Source organism: Skermania piniformis (assembly GCF_019285775.1).
GTDB classification, from domain to species: Bacteria; Actinomycetota; Actinomycetes; order Mycobacteriales; family Mycobacteriaceae; genus Skermania; species Skermania pinensis.
This window is the reverse complement of sequence record NZ_CP079105.1, coordinates 3,119,910-3,140,513: the sequence shown is the minus strand read 5'-3', so window position 1 is coordinate 3,140,513 and position 20,604 is coordinate 3,119,910. Positions and strand designations below refer to the sequence as shown.

At 68.4% G+C, this 20,604-nt stretch carries 16 protein-coding genes and 1 tRNA gene; 9 read left to right on the top strand and 8 right to left on the bottom strand.

All coding sequences use genetic code 11. The features are described from left to right. Positions 1 to 20 precede the first annotated feature (20 nt). Both KV203_RS14490 and KV203_RS14485 read right to left on the bottom strand, forming a co-directional pair. Positions 21 to 647: a 50S ribosomal protein L25/general stress protein Ctc gene (locus KV203_RS14490; protein ID WP_066471101.1), complete on the bottom strand. Its 627-nt coding sequence runs from the start codon at positions 645 to 647 to the stop codon at positions 21 to 23. Positions 648 to 1,259: 612 nt separating this feature from the next. Beyond that, positions 1,260 to 2,471: an aminotransferase class V-fold PLP-dependent enzyme gene (locus KV203_RS14485; protein ID WP_066471094.1), complete on the bottom strand. Its 1,212-nt coding sequence runs from the start codon at positions 2,469 to 2,471 to the stop codon at positions 1,260 to 1,262. A 172-nt stretch (positions 2,472 to 2,643) separates the two neighbouring features. Between KV203_RS14485 and KV203_RS14480 the strand changes: the two genes are divergently transcribed. The 5 genes from KV203_RS14480 (at position 2,644) to egtD (ending at position 8,607) form a co-directional block, all read left to right on the top strand. Beyond that, on the top strand, positions 2,644 to 4,266 hold the full coding sequence (locus tag KV203_RS14480) for a GMC oxidoreductase (protein ID WP_174522059.1): 1,623 nt from the start codon (positions 2,644 to 2,646) through the stop codon (positions 4,264 to 4,266). Positions 4,267 to 4,355: 89 nt separating this feature from the next. Then, complete coding sequence (gene egtA, locus KV203_RS14475; RefSeq protein WP_066471090.1) at positions 4,356 to 5,561, top strand: ergothioneine biosynthesis glutamate--cysteine ligase EgtA; 1,206 nt, start codon at positions 4,356 to 4,358, stop codon at positions 5,559 to 5,561. 31 nt (positions 5,562 to 5,592) lie between these two features. Further along, entirely contained in the window at positions 5,593 to 6,918 is a 1,326-nt protein-coding gene (gene egtB, locus KV203_RS14470; RefSeq protein ID WP_066471088.1) for an ergothioneine biosynthesis protein EgtB, read from the top strand. Then, a complete protein-coding gene (gene egtC / locus KV203_RS14465) occupies positions 6,918 to 7,634 on the top strand; it encodes an ergothioneine biosynthesis protein EgtC (protein WP_066471081.1) in 717 nt (238 codons plus the stop codon). Before egtB ends, egtC begins: the two co-directional genes overlap by 1 nt. 1 nt (position 7,635) lies before the next feature. After that, positions 7,636 to 8,607, top strand: coding sequence for an L-histidine N(alpha)-methyltransferase (gene egtD / locus KV203_RS14460; RefSeq protein WP_066471079.1), 972 nt, complete (start codon positions 7,636 to 7,638; stop codon positions 8,605 to 8,607). Positions 8,608 to 8,652: 45 nt separating this feature from the next. On the opposite strand, the gene KV203_RS14455 is transcribed toward egtD, so the two are convergent. The 4 genes from KV203_RS14455 to KV203_RS14440 all read right to left on the bottom strand — a co-directional run bounded on the left by KV203_RS14455 (position 8,653) and on the right by KV203_RS14440 (position 11,908). Next, a complete protein-coding gene (locus tag KV203_RS14455) occupies positions 8,653 to 9,288 on the bottom strand; it encodes a DUF2461 domain-containing protein (protein ID WP_066471077.1) in 636 nt (211 codons plus the stop codon). An 11-nt stretch (positions 9,289 to 9,299) separates the two neighbouring features. Continuing rightward, entirely contained in the window at positions 9,300 to 10,244 is a 945-nt protein-coding gene (locus tag KV203_RS14450; RefSeq protein WP_066471422.1) for a ribose-phosphate diphosphokinase, read from the bottom strand. A 35-nt stretch (positions 10,245 to 10,279) separates the two neighbouring features. Beyond that, positions 10,280 to 11,773 (bottom strand): bifunctional UDP-N-acetylglucosamine diphosphorylase/glucosamine-1-phosphate N-acetyltransferase GlmU, encoded by a 1,494-nt coding sequence (gene glmU, locus KV203_RS14445; RefSeq protein ID WP_066471074.1) that lies wholly within the window; start codon positions 11,771 to 11,773, stop codon positions 10,280 to 10,282. Between the two features lie 64 nt (positions 11,774 to 11,837). Next, positions 11,838 to 11,908 (bottom strand) — tRNA-Gln (locus KV203_RS14440). A gap of 194 nt (positions 11,909 to 12,102) precedes the next feature. Between KV203_RS14440 and KV203_RS14435 the strand changes: the two genes are divergently transcribed. From KV203_RS14435 to KV203_RS14420, 4 genes are all read left to right on the top strand, one after another. After that, positions 12,103 to 12,750: a TetR/AcrR family transcriptional regulator gene (locus tag KV203_RS14435; protein ID WP_066471066.1), complete on the top strand. Its 648-nt coding sequence runs from the start codon at positions 12,103 to 12,105 to the stop codon at positions 12,748 to 12,750. 166 nt (positions 12,751 to 12,916) lie between these two features. Further along, positions 12,917 to 13,570 carry a TetR/AcrR family transcriptional regulator gene (locus KV203_RS14430; RefSeq protein ID WP_066471420.1) on the top strand — a complete coding sequence of 218 codons (654 nt, stop codon included), beginning with the start codon at positions 12,917 to 12,919 and terminating at the stop codon, positions 13,568 to 13,570. Between the two features lie 134 nt (positions 13,571 to 13,704). Then, the gene (gene mfd, locus KV203_RS14425) at positions 13,705 to 17,211 is read left to right on the top strand and encodes a transcription-repair coupling factor (protein ID WP_246600961.1); all 3,507 of its coding nucleotides are present in this window, start codon (positions 13,705 to 13,707) and stop codon (positions 17,209 to 17,211) included. Then, positions 17,208 to 17,885 carry a nucleoside triphosphate pyrophosphohydrolase gene (locus tag KV203_RS14420; RefSeq protein ID WP_066471060.1) on the top strand — a complete coding sequence of 226 codons (678 nt, stop codon included), beginning with the start codon at positions 17,208 to 17,210 and terminating at the stop codon, positions 17,883 to 17,885. The genes mfd and KV203_RS14420 overlap by 4 nt, the downstream gene beginning before the upstream one ends. Here KV203_RS14420 and KV203_RS14415 read toward each other — a convergent pair. Both KV203_RS14415 and KV203_RS14410 read right to left on the bottom strand, forming a co-directional pair. Then, positions 17,866 to 19,266 (bottom strand): O-antigen ligase family protein, encoded by a 1,401-nt coding sequence (locus KV203_RS14415; protein ID WP_157079825.1) that lies wholly within the window; start codon positions 19,264 to 19,266, stop codon positions 17,866 to 17,868. The genes KV203_RS14420 and KV203_RS14415 overlap by 20 nt on opposite strands. Continuing rightward, entirely contained in the window at positions 19,263 to 20,402 is a 1,140-nt protein-coding gene (locus tag KV203_RS14410) for a hypothetical protein (protein ID WP_066471050.1), read from the bottom strand. The genes KV203_RS14415 and KV203_RS14410 overlap by 4 nt, the downstream gene beginning before the upstream one ends. Between the last annotated feature and the right edge of the window lie 202 nt (positions 20,403 to 20,604).

The window sequence follows — 20,604 nt, the reverse complement described above, 5'->3', positions numbered from 1 at the left end:
GAGCGCAGGTCCGATCGTGCTCAGGCCGACTCGTCCGAACCGGACTCGTCCGACTCGGCGGCCGCCTCGGCATCGCCGCTTTCCTCGGCTGGATCGGGGTCGGTTTGCGGCGCAATGATGTTGACGATCAACGCCTCCGGGTCGGTCTGGAGTGTCGCGCCGGCCGGCAGGGTCAGATCGCCGGCAAGAATCTGCGTGCCGACTTCGGCGCCCTCGACGGACACCTCGATCGCTTCGGGGATGCGCAGTGCGTCGGCTTCGATCGAGACGGTGGTCTGATCCTGGGCGACGATCGCATCCGGCCCGGGCTCCCCGGCCACCGTGACCGGGACGTCGACGACGACCTTCTCACCGCGCTTGATCACCAGTAGGTCGGCGTGCTCGATGTAGCGGCGGATGGGATGGACCACGACCGCCTTGGTCAGTGCCAGCTGCTCGCTTCCCTCGATGTCGAGGGTCAGCACCGCGTTGGTGCCGTTTTCCCGCAACACGCGGGCGAACGCCTGAGCATTCAGCGCGAGGTGCCGAGGATCGGACTGGTGGCCGTACAGCACCGCCGGCACGCTCCCGGCCCGGCGGGCACGGCGAGCCGCTCCCTTACCGAACTCGGTGCGGACCTGAGCGGTCAGACGATTGACCTCGGGCATCGGCGCGACTCTCTTCTCTGTCGGTGGGTTGCACTGCGCCCCGGCGACGAGCACAGCCGGGAGAGATGAGCCGGAGCCCGTCGACAGCCGCGCCGCGTCGATAACGGTCATCGTCCATTCGGACGGAGCCCTCGCCGAGACAACGCCGCCGATTATGCCTGATCCGTCGACATCGGGCACCGACCGGGGTTCGGCAGCCGCGTCGACGGCCTCAGTGCAGCAGTGCCAGCGTCAGGGCCGCAGCGACAGTGTCAGTGCAGCAGCGACAGCCAGGAGCCGAGCAGGTCGCCGGACCGCGGCAGCATGGCGCCGACCATGGCACCGAAGTCGGTAAGCAGTTGCATGATCTGATTCGGGCCCATCGATGTCCTGTTCGGTAGCGGACGGCGCGGATCGCCGTCGTTGCGCGCTCACGTTAGCCGGTTGTGGCCGGCGACCGTGGATATGGATCAGAAGAACTGCGCGAAATAGCTGCCTAGTAGCTCCGGCGTGCGCGGCAGCATCGCGCCGAGAAACCAGAGTGTGTCGCCGAGAAAGCCGGCGAGACCGGCGATATCCATGGCCTTGTCCCTTTCTACGAGGTTCTGACTGCGGTCACGGTAGAAGTTTCGGCTACATCCTCGCAACGGTTCGGCAGAACCGGTCGACATCGTCCGAGGTGACGAAACAGTGCGGTGATGCCCGAACCACCGCGGGCAGGCCGCGGCGGCGCATGTCGAGCCGGGTCGACGAGGCCCGACTGACCGTGACGGTGATCTGCGCGTCGCGCAGCCGATCACGGACCTGGTCGGGATCTACCCCGGTGACGGTGAACGAGACGATGCCGCTCTGCTCCACCCCGAGGTCGCGCAGCTGTACCCGGGGCAGCTCGGCGAGGCCGGCACGCAATCGGGCGGCCAGCGCGGCGATCGCTCGGTAGACCAGATCCGGGCCGAGATCGAGCAGGTACTGCACAGCCACACCGAGCCCCAGCCGAGCGGCCACATCGCATTCCCAGAACTCGAATCGGCGGGCTCCGGCCGCGAGGGTGTAGTCGGCATCGTCGGTCCAGGTCGCGCTGTGCAGGTCGAGGCCGGCCGGCTCGAGCTCGGCGATCAGCTCCGGGCGAACGTAGAGAAAGCCGGTGCCACGCGGCCCGCGCAACCACTTACGACCGGTCGCGGACAACGCATCCACGTCGAGTGCGGCAACGTCGAGCGGCAATTGACCGGTCGTCTGGCAAGCATCCAGCAGCACCAGGGCGCCGACCTGGTGCGCCAGATCGGCAACCTCGCGAACCGGATTGATCAGGCCGCCGTTGGTCGGTGCATGAACCACCGAGATCAGCCGGACCCGCTCGTCGAGCATTCGGTTCAGCGCGTCGAGATCGATCCGGCCGGTGGCGTCGGCCGGAATCGGCTCCACGCTCGCTCCGCTCGACTTCGCTCGATGCAACAGGGCGATCGCGTTGCTTGCGTACTCGCTGGTGGAGAACAGCAGTCGGTCGCCGGCGGTCAACGGCACCGCGTAACCGAAGTCGGTCCAGGCGCGGCTCGCGCTGTCGCTCAGCGCGATCGCATCGGCGGGCGCGTTGATCAGCTTTCCGATGGTCTCCGGTATCGCGGTGAGATCGGCCGCCCGTTCGTTTGCCGCGCGATACCCACCTACCCGAGCCTCCCGTCGCAGGTGTGCGATGACCGTTTCCAGGACCGGGGACGGTGGCAGGCTGGAGCCGGCACTGTCCAGGAAGACCTGGTCGGCGGCTCCCGGGGTGTCGCGGCGGACCCGATCGAGGTCGAGTTCGCCGGGTGGCGGGGTGCCGGTTCGGGACGCAGCGGCGGGCATGGCCCGACGGTAACCGGTGCGCGCGCCGGAACGAACCTACGCGATCGATATCGCAACTACTTTAGATGTTTCGCCGGTGCGCGCGCCGTGGTCTGTCTAAGTTCTTCATCAGGTTGGGGACGACCTGGTCACGATGAGCCGGACCGCTGTCCGAAACGGAGCGATGCTACCTATGTCCACCGCAATGAATCGACGACGATTTCTCACCGCCGGTGCGGTTGCCGGCGCCGCGTTGGTGGGGGTGGCCGCGACCGGTGCGGCGACGGCGGGTCCGGCGTCGGCCGCGCCGTTCGTCGGTGCCCGCACCGACCGGGTGCCGCTGCAGCGGGAGCAGCAGCGAGTGGTCATCATCGGCTCCGGCTTCGGCGGTGGGGTGGCCGCGTTGCGGCTCGCCCAGGCCGGGGTGGCCTCGGTGGTCCTGGAGCGGGGTCGGCGCTGGCCGACCGGTCCGAACGCGAGCACTTTCCCGAGCATGAACGCGCCGGACAAGCGCGCGCTGTGGTTCCGTTCGGACCCGCAGCTGTTCGGTCGTCCGGTGACCGTCGAGCCGTATGTGGGGCTGTTCGAGGCGGCGATGGGCGACAACATGACGGTGATGTGCGCCGCCGGTGTCGGTGGTGGCTCACTGGTGTACCAGGGGATGTCGCTGGAGCCGGCCGAGCATGTGTTCGACACCTGGTTCCCGTCGTCGATCGACTGGTCGACGATGCATCGGGAGTACTACCCACGGGTGTCGCGGATGCTCGGCCTGGCTACCGCACCGGACGAACTGATCGCCAGCCCGCAGTACAAGGCATCGCGGGTCTTCGCCGATCACTGTCGGCGAGCCGGGTTCACCCCGGAGAAGATTCCGATGCCGATCGACTGGAACTACGCGCTGGCCGAGCTGCGCGGTGAGATGAAGCCGTCCTACACCAACGGCGACTGCGCGATCGGGGTGAACAACGGCGGCAAGCACTCGGTCGATGTCACCTACTTCGCGCAGGCCGAGGCGACCGGTCTGGTGGACCTGCGGACGCTGCACGAGGTCGCCTCGATCGCCCGGACCCCGAGCGGCAGCTGGGAGGTGCACGTGCGTCGGATCGACGAGAACGGCACCGTACTCGGCGACCTGATCATCGAGACCCGCGCGCTGATCCTCGGCGCCGGCAGCGTGAATACCACGCGACTGTTGGTCAAGGCCGCGGCCACCGGCGCGATCCCGGATCTGCCCGGCGGTCTCGGGACCGAGTGGGGCACCAATGCCGATCGAATCTACGTCTGGACCGATCCGACCGAGGATTACGGTGTCACGCAGGGCGGCCCGGTCGTCTACGGCACGTTGAACTGGTCCGACCCCCGAATGGCGCACACCATCATCCAGGCGTCGATGCCGTCGTTCTCGCTCAACCTGCACTCCACGATGATGGTCGGCTACGGGGTGAGCGCAGCGCGGGGTTCGTGGCACTACGACTCCGGTGCCGATCGGGTCGGCCTGCAGTGGCCGCGGGCGGGCGACTCGGTCATCCAGAACGGCGCGATCGGGCCGAACACGCAGCGGATCGCCGGCCCGACGGGCTTCCTGTCCGACACCAACCTCGCGCTCAACTCCACCTGGCATCCGCTCGGCGGCGCCAACATGGGCGTGGTGTGCGATACCGAGGGCCGGGTATTCGGCCAGCGTGGCCTGTACGTGGTGGACGGCGCGTTGATGCCCGGGACCACCGCCGCGTGCAACCCCTCGATGACCATCGCCGCGATCGCCGAGCGGGCGTTGGATGTGCTGATCGGTAGCGACGTCGGCACGATCATCTGATTCCGCCGCGGGTCGGCGGCCGCCCGGTGTCGGGCCTGCTCGCTACTCTGGCCGCAGCGGGTTCGCCCGCTCGAACAGGGAGGTGGGCGATGGCCGGTGGCCGAGACGGAGCACTCGACAGTCGCGCCGCTGCCGCGGCCTACCTCGGTGGGATCTGTTTCAAGCTCGGGCCACCGGCGCGGATCGGTGCCGAGCTGGAATGGATCACCGTCCCGGCCGACGGGTGCGGCGCCCGCCCCGCGCTGGGCAGGGTGGCGGCTGCGCTCGGCCCGCACGCGCCGACCACGGTGGTGCCCGATTCCCCCGCTCATCCGTTGCCGGCCGGTAGCCGCGTCACCATCGAACCCGGCGGTCAGCTCGAGCTCTCCAGCAGTCCGGTCGGCTCCGTGGCCGAGCTCTGCGCTGGGCTCGCCGTCGATGCCGCGGTGCTGCGGGGCCGGCTGGCTGCCCATTCGATCCGGCTGCTCGCCGTGGCGGCCGACACCCGACGCCCGCCACGCCGACTCTTGAGCTCGCCGCGGTATCGGGCGATGGAGGCGGCGTTCGCCGCAATCGGCCCGTTCGGTGCACTGATGATGTGTAATACCGCCGCGACCCAGGTGTCGGTGGATGCGGGTGCCGACCCGGCCGAGGTCGATGCTCGGTGGCGCTGCCTCTACACCATCGGGCCGGCATTGGTCGCCGCGTTCGCCTGTTCCCCACGGCTCTACGGGGCACCGGCCGGCGCCTGGGCGTCGCAGCGGATGCGGACCTGGCTGTTCCTGGACCACAGTCGCACGGCCGAACCGCCGGCGCCGGCACAATATCCGGCCTGGGTGCTGGACCGGCCGTTGCTGTGTGTGCGCCGAGGCGGCCCGGACTGGTCGGCGCCGCGGGACGCCACGTTCGGCGACTGGATCGACGGAGCCTTGGACGACGAGCTGGGCCGTCGGCCCACCCGCGATGATCTGCGGTACCACCTGACCACGCTGTTCCCGCCGGTGCGGCCGGCCGGCCATCTCGAGGTCCGCTATCTCGATGCCCAACCCGGTCCCGGGTGGGCGGTGCCGATCCTGGCCGTCGCCGCGCTCACCGGCAGCCCGGAGGTGGTATCGCAGGCGACCTCGCTCGGCGCGACGACCGCCGGACGGTGGCAGGACGCCGCCCGGCACGGCCTCGCCGACCCGGACTTCCGCCGGGCCGGAACCGACCTGCTCGAACTCGCCACGGCGCACACGACGGTGCCCGCGCCGCTGGCGGCAGCGGCACGGCGATGTCGGCGGGGCATCGACCCGGTGCGCGCCGCGGCCGCATGACCGAACGCCCGGCTACCGAGGAGACGAGTCGATGACGGTTGCCGTCGATCTACCCACCCGGCTCGCCGGGGTGCTCGCCCGGGCTCGGGCCCGCACCACGCTGCTCACCGATGCGGTGGATGATGCCGATCTGGTAAAGCAGCACTCACCGTTGATGAGCCCGCTGGTCTGGGATCTCGCCCACATCGGAAACCAGGAAGACTTCTGGCTGGTCCGCGCGGTCGGCGGTCGCCGACCGGTGCGTGGCGACATCGACGACCTCTACGACGCGTTCCGGCACCCGCGGCAGGACCGACCGGCCCTGCCGCTGCTCGGTCCGGCGCAGGCTCGCAGCTATCTCGCCGAGGTCCGGGCCCAGGTGCTCGACATTCTCCACGGCACGCCGCTGTCGAGAGATTCCGCTCCGCTCACCGCAGGCGGCTTCGTATTCGCGATGGTCGCCCAGCACGAGCAGCAACACGACGAAACCATGCTGGCCACGCACCAATTGCGCCGTGGCCCGGCGGTGCTGAGCGCGCCACCGCCCCCGGTACCCGATTCCGGGCGGGTGGGGCCGGCGATATCCGGCGAGGTGGTGATCCCGGCCGGCGAGTTCCGCATGGGCACCTCGACCGATCCGTGGGCGCTCGACAACGAGCGACCGGAACACGGCGTCACGGTGCCGGCCTTTGCGATCGATCGCGCGCCGGTGACCAACCAGCAGTATCTCGGCTTCATCGACGACGACGGCTACGGACGGGCCGAGCTGTGGAGCGAACGCGGCTGGGCGCATCGGCAGGCGGCGGGGCTGACCGCGCCGCAGTTCTGGGAACGCGACAGCGACGGCAGCTGGTGGCGCCGTCGGTTCGGCATCCGGACCCCGCTGCGGTTACATCAGCCGGTGCTGCACGTGTGCTGGTTCGAGGCCGAGGCCTACGCCCGGTGGGCCGGCCGACGGCTGCCGAGTGAGGCCGAATGGGAGAAGGCGGCGCGCTGGGACCCGGCGTCCGGTCGGGTGTCGCGATACCCGTGGGGCGAGGCCGAACCGGACCGCACGCACGCGAATCTGGGGCAGCGACACCTCGAACCGGCCGATGTGGGCGCCTACCCGGCCGGCGTCTCGGCCACGGGGGTACACCAACTGATCGGCGATGTGTGGGAGTGGACCGCGTCCACGTTCGCCCCGTACCCGGGATTTGTGGCGTTTCCCTACGACGAGTACTCGGCGGTGTTCCACGGCGGCGATTACCGTGTGCTGCGTGGCGGATCCTTCGGCACCGACCAGGTCGCGTGTCGCGGCACGTTCCGGAACTGGGATCATCCGATCCGGCGGCAGATCTTCGCCGGATTTCGGCTGGCCCGCGATCTGTCGGCCTGATGTGCCGGCATATCGGCTACCTGGGACCGGCGGTGCCGGTGGCCGACCTGCTCACCCGAGGTAACCACTCGGTGATGACTCAAGCTTGGGCGCCGCGGCAGATGCGGGGTGGCGGTACGGTAAACGCGGACGGTTTCGGTGTGGGCTGGTGGGCAGCACACCGGTTCAGCCGGTATCGCAATCCGATGCCGATCTGGACCGATCCTGCGGTTACCGAAGTATTGCCGCAGATCTCCGCAACCGCCGTACTCGGGGCGGTCCGCTCGGCCACCGCCGGGATGCCGGTCGAGCGCAGCGCGTGCGCGCCGTTCACCGACGGGCATTGGGCGTTCAGTCACAACGGTGTGGTGCCGGACTGGCCGGGGCTGTTGCGCTGGACGGCAGCGCCGACCGAATCGGCGACCGACTCGGCCGCGGTCTGGGCTCTGCTCGCTGCCGAACTGCAGCGGCAGGATCCGGTGGCGGCGATCCGAGCGGTCATCCGACGGATTATCGCCGCCGCACCGGGCGCGAGGTTGAATCTACTGCTCGGTGACGGTACGCGGTTCTGGGCGACGACCTGGTATCACTCACTGTGGTCGCTGGTCGACGCGGGAACTGTGATACTTGCTTCCGAACCATACGATGACGATCCGCGGTGGCAGGAGATCGCGGACCGCCGCCTGGTGACGGCGGTACCAGGCCAGGTAACCATCGACGCTCTGCAGGAGGAGTGAGATGCCGCAACCGACCGTGGAGGTCCATCTGTCCGCGGCCGATCTCGATCGGGCGCTGCGCGAAGACGCGCGCGCGGGACTGACCGCCGATCCGAAATGGCTCCCGCCGAAATGGTTCTACGACGCTCGCGGCAGCGAGCTGTTCGACAAGATCACCGAGCTGCCGGAGTACTACCCGACGCGCACCGAGCGGTCGTTGCTGCAGAGTGTCGCGCCGGAGGTGGCGCGGTTGACCCGACCCCGGACCCTGGTCGAGCTCGGTTCCGGTTCCGCGATCAAGACCCAGCTGTTGCTCCGGGCATGCAACGCCTCGGGCACGCTGGTGTCCTACGTGCCGCAGGATGTGTCGGCGAGTGCGTTGCGCAAGGCGGCGATCGAGATCAGCGCGGCGTTCCCCGGCCTGGCGGTGAACGGGGTGGTCAGCGACTTCACCGATACCTTGCATTATCTGCCCGGCGGTGGGAGCCGGATGATCGCGTTTCTCGGCGGCACGCTGGGCAACCTGATCCCCGACGAGCGGGCTGCGTTTCTCGGCCAGGTTCGTGCGGCCCTGGACGAGGGGGAACACCTGCTGCTCGGCGTTGCGCTGGTCACCGACCCGACCGTGATGGTTGCCGCCTACGATGACCGCGCTGGCGTGACCGCCGAGTTCAACCGGAATGTGCTCCACGTGCTGAACCACCAGCTCGGCGCGGATTTTGCACCTGAGCGCTTCCGGCATGTCGCCGTGTGGAACGACGCCGACGAGTGGATCGAGATGCGGCTCGAGGCCACCGAAGAGATGTCGGTGAAGCTGCGCGAGCTCGACCTGACCGTCGGGTTCGCCGACGGCGAGCAGCTGCGTACCGAGATCTCGGCCAAGTTCCGGATCGCCGGTATCGAGCAGGAACTCGCCGCGGCCGGCTTCGCACCCGACCACGTCTGGACCGACTCGTTCGATCGTTTCGCGTTGGTGCTGGCCAGCGCGGTCTAGTGGCCGTGTCGTCGAGAGGTACGGCGTCGTCGGGGGAGGGCCGGATCAGTCCCGGCCCGGGCCGACCACTGCGGTGATCCGCTCGATCACCGGCCGGAGCTGCCGCCAGTCGGCGCGGACCTCGTCGGCGGCCCGATCGGTGGTCAGCCAGTCCGGGCAGCCGTGTTCGCGACTCAAGGTCAACGAGGTGTGCCGAAGCAGCTCGATCCGTGGATGGTCGGCCGGGAAACCCTTGGGTCGGGTTTTCAACGTCGCACCGCCCACGGTGAAGCCGGTGGCCGACAACATGCCGGCCAGTTCGGGACCGCGCAGATCGTCGTCGATCGCAGCGCGTAGCCGCGCCAGCTGCGCGGGCGTGCCATCGTAGAAGCCGCCACCGGTGAACAAGCCGGCCGCGTCGATCTGGACGTAGAAGCCGACGCCGGCGCCGGTCCGCACGACCGCACCCTGGGCGGTTTTGTACGGCGATTTGTCCTTGCTGAACCGGACATCCCGGTATGGCCGGAACAGTTTGGCCGGCCCGAACTCCGCGGCCAGGTCGTCGACCAGGGCTTCCATCGGGGCGCGGATGCTGGTCTCGTAGATGTGCTTGTGCGCGGTCCAGAACGCCTTGGAGTTGTCCGCCGCCAGATCCTCGTAGAAGTCGAGCGCGGCGATCGGGAATCCGGCGAAGGTACGCACGCGGTCGGCGATCAGGCGTGGCCGTTGAACAGGCCGGTCACCGAGCCGTTCTCGAATACCTCGCGGATCGTCTGCGCCAAGAGCGGGGCGATCGACAGCACGGTGAGCTGCGCGAACTTCTTGTCGTCGGTGATCGGAAGGGTGTTGGTCACCACCACCTCCTTCGCGCCGCACGCGGCCAGCCGCTCGGCGGCCGGGGTACTCAGTACCCCGTGCGTCGCCGCGATCACCACGTCGCCGGCGCCGGCTTCTTTCAGCACCTTCACCGCACCGGCGATGGTGCCGCCGGTGTCGATCATGTCGTCGATCAGGATGCAGGTACGTCCGGCGACCTCACCGACCACCCGGTTGGACTTGACCTGATTCGGCACCAACGGGTCGCGGGTCTTGTGGATGAATGCGAGCGGCGCGCCGTCCAGCGAGTCCGCCCACTTCTCCGCGACGCGCACCCGGCCCGAGTCGGGCGACACCACGGTGATGTTTGCCAGGTCGTAGCCGGCGCGAATATGGTCGGCCAGCTGGAGTTGGGCGTGCATGTGGTCGACGGGGCCGTCGAAAAAGCCCTGGATCTGGTCGGTGTGCAGATCCACGGTGATGATCCGGTCCGCGCCGGCGGTTTTCATCAGGTCGGCGACCAGCCGGGCGGAGATCGGCTCCCGGCCGCGATGCTTCTTGTCCTGCCGGGCGTAGGGGTAGAAGGGCAGAATCGCGGTGATCCGTTCGGCGGAGCCGCGCTTGAGCGCATCGATCATGATCAGCTGTTCCATGACCCACTGGTTCAGCGGCCACGGGTGCGACTGCAGGACGAACGCGTCCGAACCGCGCACCGACTCCTCGAACCGGACGAAGATCTCGCCGTTGGCGAAGTCGCGAGCGGTCTGCGGGGTGACGTGGACGTCGAGCTCCTTGGCCACCTGTTCGGCCAGTTCCGGGTGCGCCCGGCCGGCGAACAACATGAGATTCTTCCGATTGTCGCTCTGGAACGCCCTGCTCACCGTTGTTCGCCGTCCTCGTGATCGTTCTGCCGGATGCAGGTCTGCTCCTGCTCGGCGAGCGCCTTCTCGGCCGCTCGCGCCGCGTCGGTATCGGGGCGGTTGCGCGCCACCCAACCTTCCAGATTGCGCTGCGCGCCGCCCGACACGGCGAGCGCGCCGGGTGGCACGTCCCGGCGCAGCACGGTACCAGCGGCGGTGTATGCCCCATCGCCGACGGTGATCGGTGCGACGAACATGGTGTCGCTACCCGTGCGCACGTGCGAGCCGACCACGGTGCGGTACTTACGCACCCCGTCGTAGTTGACGAACACGCTGGATGCGCCGATATTGCTGTGCTCGCCGATCGTCGCATCGCCGACGTAGCTCAGGTGCGGCACCTTGGAATGCGCCCCGATCTCGGCGTTCTTGGTCTCGACGAAGGCGCCGAGCTTGCCCGCCCGGCCGACCACGGTGCCGGGCCGCAGATACGAGTACGGCCCGATGGTCGCTTCGGTTTCGATCGTCGAGCGTTCACCGTGGGTGCGCACGACGACCGCGCCGTCGCCCACCGTCACGTCGGTCAGCGTGGTATCCGGTCCGATCACCGCGTCGTCGCCGATCGCGGTCCGGCCGTGCAGCTGCACGCCGGGCTGCAGCACCGTGTCCCGGCCGATCGTGACCTCGGTATCGACCCAGGTGTTGGCCGGGTCCACCACGGTGACCCCGGCCCGCATATGCCGTTCCAGAATCGTCGTATTCAGAGCGCGTCCGGCGGCGGCCAGCTGTACCCGGTCGTTCACCCCGGTCACCTTCATCCCGTCCAACAGCCGGGCGCCGTGTACCTGTCGACCGGCGGCGCGGGCCAGTCCGATCACGTCGGTGAGATAGAGCTCGTGCTGGGCGTTGTGGTCGCTCAGTCCGACGATCGCGTCCCGGAGCAGGACGGCGTCGAAGGCGTACACACCGGAATTCACCTCGGTGATCCGGGCCTGTTCGGGGGTGGCGTCGGCGTGTTCGACGATGGCGCTCACCCGACCGTCGGCATCTCGGACGATCCGGCCGTAGCCGTTCGGGTCGGGCGGGGAGAAGGTCAGGACCGTCGCGCCGGATCGGCCGGGATAGCTGCGATGTTCGTCGAGCAGCGCAGCCAGCGTGTGCCCGTCGAGCAGCGGGACATCGGCCGACGTCACCAGCACGTCGCCGGTGAAATCGGCCGGCAGCACGGTCAGGGCGCACTGCACGGCATGTCCGGTGCCGAGTTGGGTTTCCTGAACCGCCAGGCTGACGTCGCGCCGCAGGTCGGTACCGATCTCCGCGACGGCTCCGCTGACCTGCTCCCGATCGTGCCCGACCACCGTGATCAGGTGTTGCGGATCGATCTCGGCGGCGGCGTGCAGGGCGTGCGCCAGGAGACTGCGCCCGGCCAGCGGATGGAGCACCTTCGGGGTCTTGGACCGCATGCGGGTGCCGGCACCCGCCGCTAAGACGACGACGGCGGTCTGCTCAGCCATCAAAAAGCTCCCTCGACTGGCCGGATGACGCGCGGAAGCTCGCGCACGATCTGCTTCTCACCCGCTCCGCCGCCAGGACTCGAACCTGAACTATCTGAACCAAAATCAGAGGTGCTGCCATTACACTACGGCGGATCGTAGCTGCGCACGAGCCCCGTTGCCCGCGACGCGCACAGAGTCTCCCATGCCGACGCCGGATACGTCGAACCGCTGGTCTGCCCGCTGACGACGGTACGCACTCCAGGTAGGTTCGCCGGCGGACGTCGGGGGTATCAACAGCAATAGCGTTGACCTGGTGACGCCGCGACCCGGCGGGACTTGGAGGAGTGATGGTCGAGCCTGCCGAGTCGGGTGGGCCCGCCGAGCGGGGGCCGCGGACCCGGATGACCGGAACCCAGCGGCGGGAGCAGTTGGTCATGATCGCCCGCGGCCTGTTCGCTGAACGGGGCTACGACGCGACCTCGATCGAGGAGATCGCCCAGCGAGCCCACGTCTCCAAGCCGGTCGTCTACGAGCATTTCGGCGGCAAGGAGGGGTTGTTCGCGGTCGTCGTCGACCGGGAGATGTCGACGCTGCACCAGATGATCACCGCGTCGCTCACCTCCTACCGCTCCCGAGTCCGGGTAGAGCAGGTCGCGCTCGCTTTGTTGACCTACGTGGAAGAAAGCACCGACGGTTTTCGTATCCTGGTACGGGACCAGCGTGTCTCAGCGGCCGAAGGTACCTACTCGAGTTTGCTCAACGAGGCGGTCGGCCAGGTGGGACATATTCTGGCAGGCGACTTCGGCCGGCGGGGATTACCTCCCGAGCTGGCCTTGCTATACGCACAGGCTCTGGTCGGCATGGTCTCCACGACGGCCACCTGGTGGCTGGACGAGCGGACACCACCGAAGGAGGTGGTCGCCGCACATCTGGTGAACCTGTGTTGGAATGGGTTGACCAATCTCGAGCCTGATCCCCGGTTAGGCTCTGCATGACTCGTATCCGGTGCGAACCTCGCACCGGATGGGTAACCGGAAATTCGCGAAACGACGGCACGACTGGTGCATGATGGTCACGTACTCGGTGGTACGGTTCGTACGATCGGTGTGCGCGGTCGGGGCGATGATCGCGAGCTGAGTGTGGAATGACGAGGCGGAACTTATGGCTAGGCAAGCGCGCGCGGAGATCACCCGCGACTCGGTGCTCGCCGGCGCAGCCGATGTGTTTCTGCGGCTGGGGTATGCGAACGCGAGTTTGAGCGAGATCATCGCGCAATCGAATGTGACCAAGGGCGCGCTCTACTTTCATTTCGGATCGAAAGAAGAGCTGGCTCGGGCGGTAGTCGATCAAGGTAACGAGCGATTGGTCGCGGCGTGCAAGGGATTCTTCGACAGCCGGGTCCCGGCGTTGGAAGCCTGCATCGGAATCTCTTATGTCGTAGCGGATCTCACGATCAACGACCCGATGGTCGGCGCGATGTTGAAGCTCAACCATCAGATCGGTGACTATCGCGGCACATCGGGTGACAACATCACCAAGGCGTGGTCGGATACGCATCGGGTGCTGGCCGAGCGGGCGATACAGCAGGGCGACCTGAAACAGGATCTCGACCCGGAGGTCGTCGGCACGCTGTGGCAAGAGCTCACCGCGGGAGTGCATATCGTTGCGGTGGGTACCGATTCGATCGATCAGATGCCGATTCGAATGGAACGGCAGTGGTATTTTCTGCTCCCGTCCTTGGTGCCGGACGAAAAGCTCTCGTACTTTCGGGAGTTCGCTGCTCGTCGGTTGCGCCGTTACGAGCCGCCGCGCTGATCTCGATGGTCGATCCGGCCCTGGGCCGGTGTGCCGTGATCCGTAGCGTCTCCTAGAATCGCGCCGTGCTTTCCACCCGACCGCCGTTGGCCGGACTCGCCGATCTCGCTCGCGCAGATCCGTCGTCGGTCCCGATTACCGAACTCGCCGGATCCGCCACTACGGTTTTGATCGGCCCGGATGCGGTGCGCCCGTTCGTGGTGAGCGTGCTCGCCGAGCAAGCGTCGGTCCTGGTGGTCACCGCGAGCGGGCGGGAGGCCGACGATCTGGCTGCGGAGGTGGCAGCGCTGATCGGTGCTGCCGTCGCGGTGTTCCCTTCGTGGGAAACCCTGCCGCACGAACGATTGTCGCCGGGGGCGGATACCGTCGGCCGGCGGATGTCGGTGTTGCGGCGACTCGCGCACCCGGAAGAAGGTGCGCCGCTGCGGGTCGTGGTCACGACCGTGCGCTCGCTGATGCAACCGATGGCGCCGGGGCTGGGTGAGGTAGCCCCGATCACTATTCGGGTCGGCGACGAGTTGGACTTCGACGAGCTGATCCTGCGTTTGGTCGAGTTCGCCTACACCCGCGTGGACATGGTCGGTCGACGGGGCGAGTTCGCGGTTCGCGGCGGCATCGTCGACGTCTTCCCGCCGACCGCGGATCATCCGGTGCGGATCGAATTCTGGGGCGACGAGGTCACCGAACTGCGGCCGTTCTCGGTGGCGGATCAGCGCTCGCTGGTCGACGAGTCGGTATCCGAGCTGATCGCGCCGCCGTGCCGCGAGCTGCTGCTGACCGAGTCGGTGCGCGCTCGGGCCGCGGAGTTGGCCGCGGCGAATGCGGCCGACGCGGCCCTGGTGGAGATGCTCGACAAGCTGGCCGCGGGCATTCCGGTGGACGGGATGGAAGCACTGTTGCCGGCGCTCGTCTCGGGCCGGCTGCAGCTGCTGACCGAGGTGCTGCCGCGAGGCGCCCACGTGCTGATCTGTGATCCGGAGCGGGTGCGCACCCGGGCTGCGGATCTGGTCCGGACCGGTGCCGAGTTCTTGGAGGCGTCCTGGACCGCGGCCTCGCTCGGCTCCGACGCGCCGGTCACCGCGGCGGGGCTGGATCTTGCGGCCTCGGCGTACCGGGGGTTACCGCAGGCCGAGGCAGCAGCAGTGGCCGGCGGGCACCCGTGGTGGACGGTCGGCCCGTTGGCCGCAGGGACCGCCGACGAGGTCACACTCGACGTCACGCCCGCACCGGCGCCGCGGGGCGTCGACACCGAACTGACGGCTGCGTTGGCCCAGCTGCGCGGGCACCTCGGCGCGGACGGCCGGGCGGCGCTGGTCGTGGCCGGTCAGGGCACCGCACAGCGGATGGTGGAACAGCTGGCCGACGCCGAGGTTCCGGCCGCGGTCGCCGAGCCCGGCAGCACGCCGCAGCCGGGGGTGGTCGCTGTCCTGTGCGGTCCGTTGCGCGGCGGTGCGGTGTTCCCGGGATCGGACTTGGTGGTGCTCACGGAGTCGGATCTGACCGGCTCCCGGGTAGCCGCGGTCGGCGACGGTAAGCGATTGCCGGCCAAACGCCGTAATCAGGTCGATCCACTCGCACTGAACGCCGGTGACCTGGTAGTTCACGATCAGCACGGGATCGGTCGGTTCGTCGAGATGACCGAACGCACCGTCGGCGGCGCGCGCCGGGAGTATCTGGTCATCGAGTACGCAGGCAAGCGCGGCCAGCCGGGGGACCGGCTCTTCGTCCCGATGGACGCGCTCGACCAATTGTCCCGATACGTCGGCGGCGAACTTCCCGGCTTGTCCAAACTCGGCGGCTCGGACTGGGCGAACACCAAGCGCAAGGCGCGCAAAGCGGTGCGGGAGATCGCCGGCGAGCTGGTGCAGTTGTATGCGGCGCGCCAGGCCGCTCCGGGTCACGCCTTCGGCCCGGACACGCCGTGGCAACGCGAGATGGAGGATGCGTTCGCGTTCACCGAGACGGTCGATCAGTTGACCGCGATCGGTGAGGTCAAGGCCGACATGGAGCGCGCGGTACCGATGGACCGGGTGGTGTGCGGCGACGTCGGCTACGGCAAGACCGAGATCGCGGTACGCGCGGCGTTCAAGGCGATCCAGGACGGCAAACAGGTCGCGGTGCTGGTGCCGACCACCTTGCTGGCTCAGCAACACCTGCAGACGTTCACCGAGCGGATGCGCGCGTTTCCGGTCACGGTGAAGGGGCTGTCCCGCTTCACCGATCCGGCCGCGTCCCGCGCCACCCTGGACGGTCTTGCCGACGGGAGCGTGGACGTCGTGGTCGGTACCCACCGGCTGCTGCAGACCGGCGTGCGGTGGAAGGATCTCGGCCTGGTCGTGGTCGACGAGGAACAGCGATTCGGGGTCGAACACAAGGAACACATCAAGGCGCTGCGCACCCACGTCGACGTTCTGACCATGTCCGCCACCCCGATCCCGCGCACGCTGGAGATGAGCCTGGCCGGGATCCGGGAGATGTCGACCATCCTCACCCCCCCGGAGGAACGGCACCCGGTGCTCACCTACGTCGGCGGTTATTCCGACAAGCAGGTGGCCGCGGCGATCCGGCGGGAGCTGCTGCGCGACGGTCAGGTGTTCTACGTGCACAACCGGGTGTCCTCGATCGACAAGGCCGCCGCCCGGATCGCCGGACTGGTACCCGAGGCGCGGATCGTGGTCGCGCACGGGCAGATGAACGAAGACGTGCTCGAGCGCACCGTGCAAGGATTCTGGGAGCGCGAGTACGACGTGTTGGTCTGTACCACCATCATCGAGACCGGCCTGGACATCTCGAACGCGAATACCCTGATCGTCGAACGGGCCGATGCGTTGGGACTGTCCCAGCTGCATCAGCTACGTGGTCGGGTGGGCCGCAGCCGGGAGCGCGGATACGCCTACTTCCTCTATCCACCGGAGCGTCCGCTCACCGAAACCGCCTACGACCGGCTGGCCACCATCGCACAGAACTCCGAGCTCGGCGCGGGCATGGCGGTGGCGATGAAGGATCTGGAGATCCGCGGTGCCGGAAATGTGCTCGGCGCCGAACAATCCGGACACGTGGCCGGGGTCGGCTTCGATCTGTATGTGCGGTTGGTCGGGGAGGCGGTGGAGGCGTATCGAGCGGCCGCGGACGGTAACCCGATCCCGGATTCGGATACGCCCGCGGAGGTGCGGATAGACCTGCCGGTGGACGCGCATGTGCCACCGGATTACGTCACCAGCGATCGGCTGCGACTCGAGGCCTACCGCAAGTTGGCCGCGGCGGGCGACGACGGTGCGCTGGCCGCGGTGGTCGAGGAATTGATCGACCGGTACGGCCCGTTGCCGGTGGAAGTCGGTCGGCTGGTATCGGTGGCCAGGTTGCGACTGCTCTGTCGTAGTCACCGGGTCACCGAGGTCGCGGTCACCGGCGTGACGTTGAAGCTGGGACCGCTGAACCTGGCCGACTCCCAGCAGCTGCGGCTCAAACGGCTCTACCCGAGTGCCACATATCGCGCCACCACATCGGTCGTCCAGGTTCCGCTGCCACGGGTTACCGACAGCGTGGGCGCCCCCCGGGTCCGCGACACCGAGTTGTTGCAGTTCGTCGCGGATCTGTTGGTGCAATTGGACGGCAAGGCAAAAGGTTCGGTCGCGGTATGACCGGCGAGGTGTTGGGCGACGCCGCAGAACTGCTGGACCGGCTGTGGGACTTCGGTGGTTGGGAGGTAGCCCAGACCCACGAGTCGTTGTTGCCCTTCCTGCTGGAGGAGACCTACGAGCTGATCGACGCCGTCCAGTCCGGTGATCCGGCCGCGGTCCGGGAAGAACTCGGCGACCTGCTGCTGCAGGTGCTTTTCCATGCGCGGATCGCCGAGGCGGCCGACCGGTTCACCGTGGACGACGTGGCCGCCGGACTGATCACCAAGCTGACCGGGCGCAGTCCGCACCTGAGCGATCCCACGGTGTCCGGGCCGATCGATGTGCGGTACCAGGAGCAGGCCTGGGAGCAGCGCAAGGCGGCCGAGAAACAGCGTGCTTCCTGCCTGGACGGAATCGCTCCGGACCTGCCCGCACTCGCGCTTGCGGAGAAGGTGATCGAGCGGGCCGGACGGGCCGGGCTGCCGGCGGACCTGGTACCGCCCGACCTGCAGACCATTCGGCCCGGCGATCCGGTCGGCGCCGAACATCGCCTACGCAGCGCGGTGCGCTCGTTCGCCGCTGCGGTGCGGGCCGCCGAAGATGCCGCCGCCGCCGAGCGGGACGGCGCGCGGGCACCGTTGGCTCCGGCCGACTGGCGGCGACTGCTGGTCGTGGCTACCGCCGGACCGGCTTGACGATCAGTTGTCGTTCGTCGGCGGTTGCCCGCCACACCACGCCGGCCAGCGCGATCAGGATCCAGGTGAGCGCCCAGATCTGCGAGAAGCCGGCGGTGTCCAGAATCAGGTTGATCACCATCAGTGCCGCCAGCGCGCCGGCGATCGAGCCGGCGAGTTCGGCGGTGCTGGTATCGCGTGAGGCCGACGCCCGGAATGCGAGCACCAGCGGCACGATGAGCAGGAGGACGTAGACGACCAGGCCGAGCACCCCGGCCTCCATCAGTCGACCGAGATACTGGTCGTCGAGCAGTGGCTGGCCGAGGGAGGTGTAGACGCCGAGGCCTTGGCCGAGCAGCAGATGTTCCTGATAATGCTCGGCGACGTAGGACACCCCGGTCACCCGAGAGCCGATCGAGGTATCGGTCGACGATCCGACGAATGTCGCGACCAGCGCCGATACCACTTTCAGCCCGCTGAGTACGGCACCGATCGCGACCAGGACACCACCGACACTGATCGCCGCAACCCGGGTGATCGGCCAGCGCCAGGACATCACGGCGACCGCCACCAGCAAGCCGACGATCGCCGAGCGGGACACCGTCACCAAGGCGCCGCCGAGCAGTAGGACGGTGCATGCGGCCCACGGCCAGATCCGCTCGTGCCGGGCCCGGGCGGAGAACACCAGCCCGACCGCGAGTGGGGTCAGGATGGTGAGGATGGCGCTGAGCTCGAGGGGATGTCCGGCCGCGCCCTGCGGCCGATTGAGTCCTTCTCGCTGCAGCCCGGCGGACAGCAGGTTGCCGGTGTCGACCAAGCCGGGGAGGTGCACGATGGCGCCGACGTCCACGCCGGTGGCGAACTGCGCCAGACCCATGACCGAGCTGAACGTGCCGCCGATCACCAACGCCCGCAGGAACATCTCCAGATCCGCTCGGGTGCGGATCATGTCGAGAATGAAGAACAAGCTCCCGATCAGGTAGAAGTCCGCGGTGAGGGCCCGATCGGCGTCCTTGGCCGACGCCGCAGGTAAGCCGCGACTGAATGCGTTGGCGTAGGAGGCCATCGACGTGGCCAGGTAGGCCGCCACGACCACGGCTATCGGCCGCGCGCCGATCGGATGACGCAACCCGACCAAGGCAACCACGTACCAGACCAGTGCGATCAGCAGCAGCATGGTCATCCCGACCCCGTAGGCCCCGGGCACCGAGAACGATTGGCGCATCCCGAGCAGCGCCAGCGCGATGCCGGCCATCAGCCGACCGCCCACTCCGGGTCCGGTTCGCAGCCAGGCGCGCCAGCTGGTGGCCGTCGCAACCCGGTGCTCCAGGTCCAATCCCCGCAGTCCGGCGGGGGTCGGCAATCCGGGAGACGTCGGTGTCCCGGCGCGCAGCGAACTCACGGCGATTCGTACTCGCCCGCGGAGCGTCCGTTGGTCGGCCGCGCCCGGCGGCGGCGGCCGCTCTCCCGGTGGCCGGTCGGTCGCCCGGGCGCTCCGGACCAACCCGCCATCCCGTCCGATTGTGCCGACGGCGCGGCGAATTCACCGTTGTTCGGACGAGAATCGTTGGTGACCAACGGCTGTGCGTGGGCCGGCGTACGGTCGAGGCTCGAATAGCGTTCGGCGTCGGAGAACCAGCCGCCGAACCCGCCGGGCGGTGCGGGTGCCGGCATCCGCGGCGGCGGCGCGGGCATGTCCATCCGCCGCGGCGGCGCTGCTGCTGCGGCCGGGGCGAGCCGGGGCGCCGGTTCGACCCGTGGCGTCGGCTCGGGAACCGGTACGGATTCGGGAGCCGGCTGGGGTTGCGGCGGGGCAGCCGGAGCGGGGATCGGGCCGGTGGCGGCGGCGTAGTCGATCTGTCGGGGCTCGGCGTGGTCCGCGGTCACGGTTTCCGGCCGACCGCGAGTGTTGCTGCGCTGCCGGAGCACGCTCAGCGCGGCTTCGATCAGCAGGAGCACGAGTACACCGGCGATGACGGTGGCTGCGGCGAACATCGCGGCCGAGCGGACCGGGCTGGTCGGCGCCGGCGAGCCCGCCTCCGGGGTTACCGCGATCCGGAGCCGCGCGGCGAAGGGTCGGGCGACCCCGGCCTCGACCTGCTGCCGCTCCAACTCGGCCGAGATGTAGTCGAGCAACGCGGTGGTGGCCCGTTGCGACGCTCCCGGATCGGTGGCGGTGATGGTCACCGACGCCTGCGAACTGAGTTGCTGGGCGCTGCCGTCGCCGGCCAGGTGCACGAATGTGTACGTCGGGCTGGCACCCTGGTCGGTGACGAGCTTTCGAGCCGGATCGGACTCGCCGATCGAGACCGCGATCACCGTGAGGTGCGCCATGTTGTTGTCCAGGTGGATGAACGGGTTGTCGGTGGCGACCGGACTCCCCGCGCCCGGCGGAATCAGGTAGAACGTGGCCTTCGTCTGGTAGTTCACCTTCGCCGAAGTCCAACCGAAGACTCCCGCCGCGATGGCGAGGCCGGCGATCACGACCAGCGCGATCGGTCTGCGGGTCAGGCCCCGGATGAAATCACCGACGTTCATTGTCGATTCCTGTCAGTAGCTGGCGGGATCGGGCAAGTGCTGTCTGCTGCTGTTGTGCCATCTCGGTGCTGCGCAAACCCGCGCCGACGAGGGTCGCTGTTGTAAACGCGTTACCAACCAGAAGTATGTTTCTGTCCGATTTCGAGACTCGATGTTCTACTCTGACAGAGTCCACGGTACTTGCGCTACTGCGGCGAGCTAC